This is a genomic window from Desulfomicrobium orale DSM 12838, assembly GCF_001553625.1.
Lineage (GTDB): Bacteria > Desulfobacterota > Desulfovibrionia > Desulfovibrionales > Desulfomicrobiaceae > Desulfomicrobium > Desulfomicrobium orale.
The window spans coordinates 1166811-1179259 of the sequence record NZ_CP014230.1; the positions used below are offsets into that span (position 1 = coordinate 1166811).

The 12449-nt window shown below is 61.6% G+C and carries 7 protein-coding genes; 1 reads left to right on the forward strand and 6 read right to left on the reverse strand.

What is annotated here, in order from left to right; translation table 11 throughout:
* Positions 1-73: 73 nt before the first annotated feature.
* The 6 genes from AXF15_RS05285 to AXF15_RS05310 all read right to left on the reverse strand — a co-directional run bounded on the left by AXF15_RS05285 (position 74) and on the right by AXF15_RS05310 (position 10996).
* Positions 74-919: an EamA family transporter gene (locus tag AXF15_RS05285; protein ID WP_151192291.1), complete on the reverse strand. Its 846-nt coding sequence runs from the start codon at positions 917-919 to the stop codon at positions 74-76.
* Between the two features lie 17 nt (positions 920-936).
* Positions 937-3162, reverse strand: coding sequence for an EAL domain-containing protein (locus AXF15_RS05290; RefSeq protein ID WP_066604329.1), 2226 nt, complete (start codon positions 3160-3162; stop codon positions 937-939).
* 97 nt (positions 3163-3259) lie between these two features.
* Entirely contained in the window at positions 3260-5785 is a 2526-nt protein-coding gene (gene gyrA / locus AXF15_RS05295; protein WP_066604331.1) for a DNA gyrase subunit A, read from the reverse strand.
* A 173-nt stretch (positions 5786-5958) separates the two neighbouring features.
* Positions 5959-8364, reverse strand: coding sequence for a DNA topoisomerase (ATP-hydrolyzing) subunit B (gene gyrB, locus AXF15_RS05300; RefSeq protein WP_066604341.1), 2406 nt, complete (start codon positions 8362-8364; stop codon positions 5959-5961).
* Positions 8365-8451: 87 nt separating this feature from the next.
* Complete coding sequence (gene dnaN / locus AXF15_RS05305) at positions 8452-9606, reverse strand: DNA polymerase III subunit beta (RefSeq protein WP_066604344.1); 1155 nt, start codon at positions 9604-9606, stop codon at positions 8452-8454.
* Positions 9607-9709: 103 nt separating this feature from the next.
* Positions 9710-10996 (reverse strand): helix-turn-helix domain-containing protein, encoded by a 1287-nt coding sequence (locus AXF15_RS05310; protein ID WP_066604348.1) that lies wholly within the window; start codon positions 10994-10996, stop codon positions 9710-9712.
* Positions 10997-11326: 330 nt separating this feature from the next.
* On the opposite strand from AXF15_RS05310, the gene AXF15_RS05315 reads away from it, so the two are divergent.
* Complete coding sequence (locus tag AXF15_RS05315) at positions 11327-12439, forward strand: DUF362 domain-containing protein (RefSeq protein ID WP_066604356.1); 1113 nt, start codon at positions 11327-11329, stop codon at positions 12437-12439.
* Positions 12440-12449: the final 10 nt, after the last annotated feature.

Genomic DNA, 12449 nt, shown 5'->3' on the forward strand with positions numbered 1-12449 from the left:
AGCCCCGCAGGAAGAGTCTGCTGGTCCGGCTTAGGCGGCTCCGGGAGGCTGCCGTCCTTCGTCGTCCCTTCGCTCAGGCCAGCATTCTGATGCATATGGCTCCGGCCGCCACCAGCCATACGGCGGCCACGCGCGCGGGCGTCAGTTTTTCCTTGAGCAGCCAGACACTGAACAGCATGCCGAAAATGACGGAGCTTTCCCGCAGAGCCGCCACCAGTGGGACAGGCGCTTTGGTCATGGCCCAGATGCTGATGCCGTAAGCGCCCAGCCCGAACAGACCGCCCAACATTCCGGTTTTCCAGCGGCCCCGGACATAGTTGCGGTAATCCCGCCCCTTGGTCAGCAGCAGCGCCGCCGTGATGGGGATGGCGTTCAGCAGGTGCAGCCAGCACACGTAACTGACAGCGTGACCGCTGGCGCGGGCTCCGTAGCCGTCGCTCACCGTATAGGCCATGATGACGAGGGCGTTTCCCAGGGCCATGCCGGTTCCGGCTGCGGAGAAAGCCCCGCGCCGCACGGCGTCCACGGTCAGGGTCAGGATGCCGCAGGACAGGAGAAAAACGCCGCTGAATCCGCCCGGAGTGAGCCGGACATCCATGGCCGCGAACAGCAGCACAGAGGTGAGCAGCGGAGCCGTGCCGCGCATGATGGTGTAGCTGTAGGCCATGTCCGTATACCTGTAAGCCAGGCTGAGCACGACATAGTATGTGGTGTGGATGCAGCAGGAGGCCGCCAGAAAGCCCCAGCTCTGCGCGGCCGGGGCGGGCAGGAAAAAAAGAACGGGCAGGATGCCCGCTCCGCCGCCCAAGGCGATGAGAGAGGATTCATACAGTTTTTCGGAACCGCCCTTGACGATGACGTTCCATCCGGCGTGGAGCATGGCGCTGAACAGGACGGCAAGAACTATTTCTGCGGGCACGGCGTGGTCCTGACCGTTCAATGGGCCGGTTCGGAAGCCGGCAGGCCGAGCAGCTCTTCCACGGTGAGCGGCGGCGTTTCCGTGTCCCGCCATCCAAGCAGGCGGCAGGAGTGTTTGTGCAGGGACCGGCCGGCGGCAGGGTCCACGGGACCGGGAAGAAGGATCCACAGACCGGTTTCAGCGGCCACAGCGCCGACGCTGGCGGTTACGGGCGGGTGGGCCAGGAGCGTTTCGTCCAGAATCAGGCCGTCCAGAGCCAGTTCGTGCAGCCGCCCGAGATTGACGCGGTCTGCCGTGAACCTGTCGAGCAGGATGCACAGCCCGGCCTCGTGCGCTCTGGCGAGAAAAGCGGCCAGCAGGTCGCCGTGGGATTCCAGCCATGCCTCCCGCGCCTTGAGGAAAATCGTGGAGGCAAGACCGCGCTCCCGCACCTGCCTGATGGCCTCATCCGCGAAGCCGCTCCGCAGAATGCTTTTCAGGCTGATACCGAGAACGAGGAAGATATTCTCCGCGTTTTTCATCCGCTCCAGCATGGCGCAGCTTTCCCGCAGGCACCATGCGTCCAGATCGCGGATGATGCTGCTGCGCTCCACCAGCGGCAGAAATTCTCCGGCGTTTAGCGGCTCCCGGTGCGGGCGGCGCCAGTGCAGGACGGCCTCGGCTCCGGCGATCCGACTGGAATTCATATCGCGCACGGGGACAAAGCGCAGTTCCAGTTCATCGTTGTCCAGAGCCGCGCGCAGCTCCTTTTCCATACGCAGAAAACGCAGCGCCTCGTCATTTTGCCGTTCGTCGTAAAAGGTGATCTGTCCCCGGCGTTCGGCGCGTCCGAGAGCGATCTGCGCGGCTCTGAGCATTTCGTCTTCGCCGGGATGAGGGATGGGAGGCAGCACCACGCCCACATCGCACCGGATTTCATGCTCTGTCTGTCCGATGGTCAGGGGTCTGGCCATTTCGTTTTGAATGCGTTGGGCCACTCGCACCGCGTCCACCGTGCTCCTGATGTCATCCAGAAAGATGAACAGGCGTTTGGGATCGAAATGGGCCGGAACGTCGAGAGCACGCAGGCAGCTGGCCGTGCGCCGGGCGATGAGATCGGCGAACTGGGTGGCTTCGTCGGGATGGGAGGCGGAAGCGTAATCCACGCCCAGCCCCAGGATGGCGAAGCGGTATCCCCGTTGGCGGTCCAGCCGCTGCAAGGCCAGCCGCAGCCGCAGAAGAAACATTTCGCGCTTGTCCGTACCGGAAGGAGCGGGAGCTTCCGCATTGAGGGAGCAAATTGCGTGGAAAAAAGCGATCCGGCCGTCCACGGCATGCGGAAACAGGCGCACCGAGCAGGGCAGAACCCGGTCTTCCGCTGTGCGCAGCTCGGTCTGAAATTCCTGATCCAGCCCGGTGGTCAGCATGGCCTCGAACATGGCTTCCTGCGTGGCCCGGAAGTCTTTCCGGACCATGTCCTGAAGCCAGTTCAGCGTGGGCAGCTCGTGAAGGGTGTATCCGCCGGCCTCAAAAAACGCCTTGTTGGCCCCGGCCAGGGCGCCGTCCGTATATCCCACCACCACCGGTTCGGGAATGGTGTCGATGATGGCTTCCAGCAGACCGTCTTTCAGCTCCAGGCGGCGGTGTTCTTCGAAATCCGCCAGAATACGATCCTCCGGAGAGCCCGACGGGCGGGAGCGTCCGGAAGCGGTGAACCATCCTTCGGCCGTGAGAATAACCGGGTAACTGGCCAGTGCGAACGTCAGCAGGGCGGGATCAACAGATGGTGGCAGCAGGGTGAAGAATGCCGTATCAAAGCGGCTGGCCTGCATCTGGGCCTGGAGGAGTGCCTCCAGATGCCGGAGCTGGCCGCTTTGAGGCCTGAAGATGTGAGCGATCCGCTTTCCGCCTTCCGTCAGACGGAGCATATCCGTCAGGGCGCCGGAGTCGGAAACGCCGTCCGCACCGAAAACCGGCCTTGCAAGGGGAGTGGTGATGCCCGCGGGAAGTCCCTGTTCCGGAGAGGGATCGCACACCAGCAGAATGCCCTCGTTTTGCGCGGCGTTGGCAATGTTTTCCAGAAGCCGCCGCATTTCTTCATTTGAGGCGGCGAGCACGGCGCACACACAAGGTCCCGTGTACGAGAAAATATCCCTTGCAAAGCCGGGGTAACGCACCGGGAATAATTCATTGCGGAGCGGACCGGCGGTCAGCGGCGGAGAAAAAAAATCGGACTCTTCCCGGGTCAGAATTTTGTTGCTCACAAGATGTCCTGGCGGCTCCCGCCGAAACAGCCTCACCCGGTGGTGTGCTGTTTTTGTTTGCCCTGCGACAAGAACCGTATCTGCTCAATGGGCGCTTCTACTCCCACTCTCCACGTTCTTCGCCCTCGAAATCTTCGCTTTCCGACTCGTCTTCGGGCTCCTCTTCCGGGCCGGCATCCGGCTTCGACACGGCGGTCGGGGGCATATCTCCGTTTTCCACGGGCACATGGTCGAAGCAGACCACGGTCTGGTCGTCTTCCATGCGTACCAGCCGCACTCCCTGGGCCGTGCGGCCCACCAGACTGATGCCGGCAATGCCGATGCGGATGATCTTGCCGCCCGAGGTGAGCAGAATGAGCTCGTCCGAAGGCAGCACCATCATGGCGCCCACCACCTTGCCCGTCTTGGGTGTGATGCGCATGTTGATGACGCCCTTGCCGCCCCGGGACTGGGCGCGGAAATGTTCCACCTGGGTGCGCTTGCCGTAGCCGTTTTCGGCCACCGTGAGCAGCTCCTGCCGGGAATCCCTGGCGATGACCACGCCCGCCACCACCTTGTCGCCTTTGCGCAGGGCGATGCCTTTCACGCCCGTGGCCTGCCTGCCCATGGGCCGGACATCGGCGCAGGCGAAACGGATGGAGTAGCCGTCCTCCGTGACCAGGACCATTTCGTCTTCACCCTCGACTTCGCACACGCCGATCAGTTCGTCGTCCTCGCGCATGCTCAGGGCAATTAGCCCGGCCGTGCGGATATTGCGGTACAAATCCACTGAGCTGCGCTTGACCACGCCCTGGCGGGTAAAGAAAAAGTAGAATTTTTCGCGGTCAAAGTCCCGGCTGGTCATGGCCGCGGCGATGTATTCGTTGCTGTCCAGGGGCAGCAGGTTGGCCACGTGCTTGCCGCGCGCCGTGCGGCTGCCCTCGGGGATCTGGTGCACCTTGATCTGGTACATGCGGCCCTTGTTGGTGAACAGGTTCATGTACTGGTGGTTGGAGGTGGTCAGGATGGAGGTGATGAAATCCTCGTCCGCCACCTGCACGCCGGTGATGCCCATGCCGCCCCGGCGCTGCTGCCGGTAGTTGTCCAGACCGGTCCGCTTCAGATAGCCGTTGCGGGACAGGGTGACGACCACCGGCTCGTCCGGAATGATGTCTTCCACGTCGATGGAGCCCGGATCGTGAGCCATGATTTCGGATTTGCGCGGCGTGGCGAACGTGTCGCGCAGTTCCGTCAGCTCCTGGCGCACCACGGACTTGAGCTCTTCCGGATTTTCAATGACGCTGGTCAGGTATTCGATCTGCTTGAGCAGTTCCGCGTACTCCTCCAGCAGCTTTTCACGTTCCAGATTGGTCAGGCGCTGCAGGCGCATGTCCAGAATGGCCTGAGCCTGAACCTCGGACAGGGAAAACCGCTCGCACAGCCGCTCCTTGGCTTCCTGCGGAGTTTTGGAGGCGCGGATCAGGTTGACCACCTCGTCGATGAAATCCAGGGCGATGCGCAGACCTTCCAGAATATGCGCCTTGTGCTGGGCCTTTTTCAGGTCGAAGCGCGACCGCCGGATGATGACCTCGCGGCGGTATTCGAGGAAATGTTCCAGCACCTGCTTCAGATTCAGAAGCTGCGGCCGGTTGTTGACCACGGCCATCATGTTGATGCCGAAGCTCGTTTCCAGAGACGTGTACTTGAACAGCTGGTTGATGATGACGTCCGCGAACACGCCTTTTTTCAGGTCCATGACGATGCGGATGCCTTTGCGGTCCGACTCGTCGCGCAGGTCCGTGATGCCTTCGAGCTTGCGCTCGTTGACCAGCAGGGCGATTTTCTCGACCAGGGTGGATTTGTTCAGAGCGTAGGGAATTTCCCGGACCACGATGGATTCCAGATCCCCTTTCCGCTTTTCCACCTCGATTCTGGACCGGATGCGCACGGAGCCGCGACCCGTGTGGTAGGCCTCGCGGATGCCTTCTCTGCCGTACAGGAGCGCCCCGGTGGGAAAGTCCGGCGCCTTGATGCTGGTCATGAGCTCGTCGATGGAAACAAACGGGTCATCCAGCAGGCGCAGGGTGGCGTCCACCACTTCGCCCAGATTGTGCGGCGGGATATTGGTGGCCATGCCCACGGCGATGCCAGAGGAGCCGTTGACCAGCAGGTTCGGCACTCTGCTCGGCAGTACTGCCGGTTCCTGCAGGGAATTGTCGTAGTTGGGCCTGAAGTCCACGGTCTCTTTCTCGATGTCCGCCAGAAAGGACCCGGCCAGGCGGGACATGCGCACTTCAGTGTAACGCATGGCGGCGGCGGCGTCGCCGTCGATGGAGCCGAAGTTGCCCTGGCCGTCCACCAGCGGATCGCGCATGTTGAAGTCCTGGGCCATGCGCACCAGCGCGTCGTACACGGCGGAGTCGCCGTGAGGATGGAACTTGCCGATGACGTCGCCCACCACGCGGGCGGACTTCTTGTACGGCCGGTTGTAGCTGTTGCCGAGCTCGTGCATGGCGAACAGGATGCGCCGGTGCACGGGTTTCAGGCCGTCGCGCACGTCGGGAATGGCCCGGCCGATGATGACGCTTAAGGAGTATTCCAGATAGGATTTCTGAAGTTCTTTTTCGATGCTGATATTGGACACGTATACCTCGATAGGGCGGGCCGGTTCGGCCTGCTTGCGGAATGCGGGAAAATTTTCAGCGTATCAGTTTGGTCCGGAGCGATTCACGTTCCTTTCTCTAAATAATGGGGTGAACTGGCTGATCCGGTTGGAGAAAAATTTCCGGGCAGCCCGGTTCCACGGCATCCAATCCCCTAAATATCCAGATCGCCCACCGCCAGAGCATTGCGTTCGATGAAGTCGCGCCGGGGCTCCACCTTGTCGCCCATCAGTTTATTGAAAAGCTCGTCGGCTTCCACTGCGTCGTCGATGCTGACCTGAAGCAGGGTGCGCACCTCCGGATTCATGGTGGTGTCCCAGAGCTGCTCGGCGTTCATCTCGCCCAGGCCCTTGTAGCGCTGTATGTTCAGGCCCTTCTGGGCCAGTTCGAGCACCTGCGAGATCAGCGGGAACATGCCGTCGGCGGAAGTTTCGGCATCCTTGCCACGGATGGTGTAGGCCGGGCCGGGGCAGATGGATTCGACTTCCCGGCGCAGGTCCATGGCCCGGCGGTAGCGTTTGGAAGCGAAGAATTCCACTCCCAGGCGCTGGCTGTGCCCGTTTATGTCGGTGAAATGCACATAGAGGCGTGTGTCCGCCTCCAAGGATTCGGACTGGGCCGGGGTTTCCTCGTGGACCAGCTCCATCGTGTATCCGCTGCCCTCCATTTCCCGGACGAAAGAGGCAGGCAGACCATCCACCCGCAATACATCGGGCACGATTTGCTCGGAGCCCGCGCTCAGGGCCAGAAACAGGGATTCGGGCACGCCCATGCCCGCCACGTCCAGGGTCAGCTCCCGCAGGGCCAGAATCCGCCGCAGCATCCGGTCCAGTTCCTCGCCCCGGACTTCTTCGCCGTCCGGCCGGACCAGAGCCAGTTCCTCCGCTGCGCGCCGGACCAGGAAATCGTTCATTTCCTCTTCGTTTTTGATGTAGCGCTCGAAGCTGCCCTTGTGCACCCGGTACAGCGGCGGCTGGGCGATGTAGAGGTAGCCCTGCTCCACCAGCTGTTGGTACTGGCGGTAGAAAAAGGTCAGGATCAGAGTGCGGATGTGCGCCCCGTCCACGTCGGCGTCGGTCATGATGATGATCTTGTGATAGCGCAGCCGCGACAGGTCCACGTCGTCCTCGCCGATGCCCGCGCCCATGGCCGTGATGAGGGCTTTGATTTCCTTGTTCTGGAGCATCTTGTCGAAGCGCGTCTTTTCCACGTTCAGGATTTTGCCGCGCAGGGGCAGGATGGCCTGGAACTTGGGGTTGCGTCCCTGCTTGGCCGAGCCGCCGGCCGAATCGCCCTCCACGATGAAGACTTCGCTTTCCGCCGGGTCCTTGCTCTGGCAGTCGGCCAGCTTGCCAGGCAGGGAGTTGTCGGACAGCGCTCCCTTGCGCCGCACCAGATCGCGGGCCCGGCGGGCCGCGTCGCGGGCCCGGGCGGCATCGATGACCTTTTCCACGATGAGCCGGGCATCCTTCGGGTTTTCGCCGAAGAATTCGTTCAGCTTTTCGTAGACCACGGTGGAAACCAGTCCCGCCACCTCGGAATTGCCGAGCTTGGTCTTGGTCTGGCCCTCGAACTGGGGACTCGGGATCTTCACGCTGACGACGGCCGTCAGGCCCTCGCGCACGTCGTCGCCGGAGACTTTCTGCTTCAGCTTTTTGGGCAGATCGCTGCCCTGGATGTATGTGTTGAGGGCTCTGGTCAGAGCCGTCTTGAAACCCTGAAGGTGAGTGCCGCCCTCGCGGGTGCGGATGTTGTTGGCGAAAGTATAGACGTTTTCCTTGTACCCGGCTGTGTATTGCAGGGCGAAATCGATGGTCACGCCGTCGGTCTCGCCGCTGCCGCCGATGATCCTGTGGATGCCGTTGTCCTGATTCTTGTTCTTGACGAAGGAGATGATGCCGCCTTCGTATCTGAACACGTCCCGGTTCTGGGACTTCTCATCGAAAAATTCAATCTGGATTCCCGGATTGAGATAGGCCAGCTCTTCAAAGCGCTTGGCCAGAATTTCGTACTGGAAATCCATTTCCTCGAAAATTTCCTCGTCGGGGCGGAAATGGACCTGGGTGCCGGTCTTGTCCGTTTCGCCGACCACGGCCAGAGGCGCTTCGGGCACGCCCCGGCGGTAGCGCTGGTAATGGCGCAGGCCTCCCCGGCTGACGGTCACTTCCAGGTATTCGGACAGGGCGTTGACCACGGAGACGCCTACGCCGTGCAGGCCGCCTGATACCTTGTAGGTATCGTTGTCGAATTTTCCGCCCGCGTGCAGCACGGTCATGACCACTTCCACGGCGGGCCGGTTCTCCTTGGGATGGATGTCCACGGGGATGCCGCGTCCGTTGTCCACGATGGTCACGGAGTTATCCATGTGCACCGTGACCTTGATCTGGTCGCAGTATCCGGCCATGGCCTCGTCGATGGAGTTGTCGATGACTTCGTAAACCAGATGGTGCAGGCCGTTTGCGTTGGTGGAGCCGATATACATGGCCGGGCGTTTGCGCACGGCCGAAAGGCCCTCCAGAACTGTGATGCTGTCCGCGGTGTAGGTGGATGGCTTTGTCATGTGAGTACGTTACAAAGTATGTTTACCAGAATGAAGGCCGGTTCGTCCGCCAGTGGCACGCCTGAGCCGTTTTCACGGCCGCGGCGGTCAGACGGCCTCTTCGCTGTAATAGGTGGTTTCGGATATTTCCACGGGCATGGTGATGATCATGTAATTGGCGTCGTCCTTGCCGGTGATGCGGCAGGGCTCGGACGCCCCCACAAAGGCGAGGGTCAGGGTGTCGGATGTGAAATGCCCCATGATTTCCAGCATGATCTTGGTGGACAGGGCGACTTTCTCCAGTCCGCCGCTGTAGCGGCATCCGATCAGTTCCCGGCCTTCGCCCACATCCTGTCCCTGGCAGTGCAGGGCCAGTTCCTCGGGGGCCAGATCGAAAAAGGTGGCCTTGTTGAGTTCGGTATTGAACACGAAAATCCGTTCCAGGGCGTCGGTCAGTTCGTGGCGGTCCACTTCCAGGGAGGAGGTGAAGCGGTCTTTGTACTGGCGGATGAAGTTCCGGTAGTCGGCGAACACATAGGACTTGAGGGGCAGGCTGAAGATTTCGCCGCGGTTGCCGGTCCGCAGGAAGAGGCGCTTGTCCGAGAGGCTGATTTCTATTTCATCATTACTCAGCCATTTGCGGATCTCCAGCAGGTATTTTTTGGCGATGAGCGCGCCGCTCTCGCCCAGAACCTTGTGAATCTCAGCGTTGGTGAAGCGCAACAGACCGAAGAGATGTCCGTTCAGGCCGCAGATTTCCACGTCATCGCCTTCCACGGCCGCGAGCTTGATGCAGTTCATGTTGCCCAGCTCCTCGTCGTCGGCAATGCAGAAGGCGATGCGGTCTATGGCCTCCTTGAAGAAGTCGCCGCTCCAGAGCACTGCGTTGTTTTCCGGAAAGGGCGTGAACTCCTGAAACCAGGACGCATCGTTGGAGGGCAGTTTGTATTTGCGCCGCCCCTGCTCAATGTGCAGGTGCTTGCCGTCCGCATCCAGTTTGAGGGTGATTTCCCCCGGAGGCATGCGGCGCATGAGCTCGCAGAATTTCTTCCCGGACACGCCCGTCAGGCCGCCCTCGCTGACCACGGCCGGGTAGTTGCCCACGAACTCGATGCTGGAATCCGTGGCCATGATGGAAAGGGTTTCGCCGCCGGCCCTGAGCCAGACCGTGCGCAGGTAGGCCGCTCCGGTTTTGGCGGGGATGATGGCCGCGGCTTTGAGCAGGCCGTCGATGATGTCTTCCTTGCGTATTTTCAGAAACATTGCCGGGTCCTCGTGTATGTTGGAAATTTCTGTTCCGCGGCGGGTTCGCGCGCATGTCGGCGGCAAGTAATCGTGCCGGCCATGTTTTCTCCGGCCGCGCCGCTCAAGCGTCTCTGCCCAGAGCCAGACATCGACCGGAAAGGTCGTGTAACCTGTTTTTTATCTCTTTGTCATCTCTTTGTAATTGTTCGATTTTTTTACAGCTGTACAAGGCCGTGGAGTGGTCCCGGCCACCGAAGATCCGTCCCAGTTCCGGGAAGGACAGACCCAGATGTTTGCGGCACAGAAACATACCCGCCTGACGGGCGAGAACCAGCTCGTGGCGGCGTCCCGGAGACAGCAGGTCTTCCCTGGTCACGCCGAAGCTTGCGCACACCTCGTCCATGATCTGCTCCGGAGTCAGCGGCGTGGCGGCGCGGGTGTCCAGATGGCTCAGGATGTTTTCGAAATCCTGGTCGGAGATGCGTTCCCGGACCAGTTCATGGTAGGCCCAGAGTTTCAGCAGGCACCCTTCGAGGTTGCGCAGGTCCCCGAAGCGCTGGGCCAGCAGCAGGATTCTGTCCTTGGACAGGTCCAGGCCGCGCTCCTTGCAGCGGTTCTGGATGAAGCGCATGCGGATATCCAGATCCGGAGCCTTCAGGGTGACGATGAGACCCCATTCCAGGCGGGATTTGAGCTTCTGGTGGAGAAAGGCGAACCTGGCCACCTTGCCCGAGCAGGCGAAAACCATCTGCCTGCGGCGCAGGTGAAAGGCGTCGAACAGAGCCACCAGCTCGTTTTGCAGATGCTGATGCCGGGCGATGTCCTGCAGATCGTCCACGGCCAGGAAATCGGCGGAGAGCAGCACGTCGCGCGCGTCGCTTCGGGACGAATACAGCTTGTGCATGTCTTCGATCCCGGTCAGGCGGACGGTTCCGCCCGCGGTTCCAGCCCTGGCGTTGGCCATGGCCCGCAGCAGGAAGGACTTTCCCGAACCGCTCTCGCCGCACAGTACGAAGGGATTGTATTTGGCTTCGGTGTTCTGGGCCACTTCCCGGGCCGAGGCCAGGGGAAAGTGGTTCTTGTTGTTGGCCAGAAAATTTTCAAAAGTGAACCGGGAGCCAAAGGGCAGGTCGGTTTCTCCGGGCGTCTGGAAGAACGGGGGCGGCTCCGGAAAGGAATCGGACGGGCGGACGGAGCCTTTCTCGTAGGTCACCGGGATCACTCCGGCCAGGGCCCGCTCGAAACGCGGGCGCACATGGGCTGCGAACCATTGCGCGAAGAAACGATGCGGGAAATGCACGGTCAGCACGCCGTCTTCAACGGCCATGCGCAGGGCGGGGCGCCATTTTTCCATTTCCCCGGCGGAAAATTCCCGGAGCAGGGCTTCGTGTATGCGGTCCGTATCCACTATGTTCCTTGATGAAAATCCGCTGCCGGAAGAGTTGAAAAAAACGTATGCCCGGTCTGGCCGGTTTACTCCGGCGGGTGAATGGGTCATGCTCTGCGAATTCGTAATTGTCGCGGGACGTGCATGAGTCTTGCGGCCGCATCGCCGACCCTCATGGAAAGTCCGGCGGGAAAGGGCTGTCGATTTTCATGCCGACGAAGCAATCTGCCTAGTTTGCGGGAAAGGCGAGGTCAAGGCCGCCGGACGAACACCGTCGAAAGGGCGGAAAGTGCATATGCGAGATGGCCGGGCGTTTCCCCGCCTGGCCGAATCAGGAGACGAGGAGCCATCATGGCCGCATCGGAAGTGTATTTCTGGGACCTGCGCGCCTCGCGCAAGGCTCCGTACGAGGTCAAGGTCAAGAGGCTGCTCAAACTGGCTGCGCTGGGCGCGAAGCTGCAAAGCGGCGACCTGACCGCCGTCAAACTGCATTTCGGCGAGGCCGGAGGCACGGCCCACATCCAGCCGCTGCAACTTGTCCCCCTCCTGACTTTTATCCGCAAATGCGGAGCCAGGCCCTTTCTGACGGACACCAATACCCTGTACGTGGGCCAGCGCGGCGAGTCGGCTTCCCACGGGCTTCAGGCCGCCAGACACGGTTTTGACCCCAATGTGCTGGGTGCGCCGGTCATCATTGCCGACGGTCTCAAAAGCGGCAACGAACGGGCCGTGCCTTTCGCGGGCAAACATTTCGACACGTTCTATCTGGCCGGGGACATTGTGGACGCGGACATGCTCGTCACCGTCAGCCATTTCAAGGGGCATGAACTGGCGGGCTTCGGCGGAGCCATCAAGAACGCGGGCATGGGCTGCGCCACGCGTAAGGGCAAGATGCAGCAGCACTGCGGTCTGGGGCCGGAAATACATCCGGATCACTGTGCGGGCTGCGGCCAGTGTGTGGCCGTGTGCGCCCACAACGCCCTGAGTTTGGACGAAAACGGCAGAATCCGGATCGAACGGGACAACTGTGCGGGTTGCGCGGCCTGTTTTCTGGTCTGCAAGACCAAGGGGCTGGAGGTGGACTGGCGGGTGGACGTGAATACCTTTCTGGAACGCATGGCCGAATACGCCGCCGCGGCCCTGCTGTCCCGTCCCCGGCCCAGTCTGCATCTGTCCTTTGTGCAGCGGGTCGGGCCGGGCTGCGACTGCATGGGCTATTCCGACGCGCCCATCTGCCCGGATCTGGGGCTTCTGGCCTCATGGGATCCGGTGGCCCTGGACCAGGCCTGTCTGGACATGGTCAATGCGGCCCAGCCGCTTTATCCCAGCGCCCTGCCTGCGGGCCTTGCGCCGGGGCAGGACAAATTCGAGGCCATTCACGGCCATGTGCGCGGCCGCTATCTTCTGGGCTACGCCGAAGGGCTCGGACTGGGCCGCAGAGAATACACGTTGCGGGCGGTCTGAGTGTCCGTCT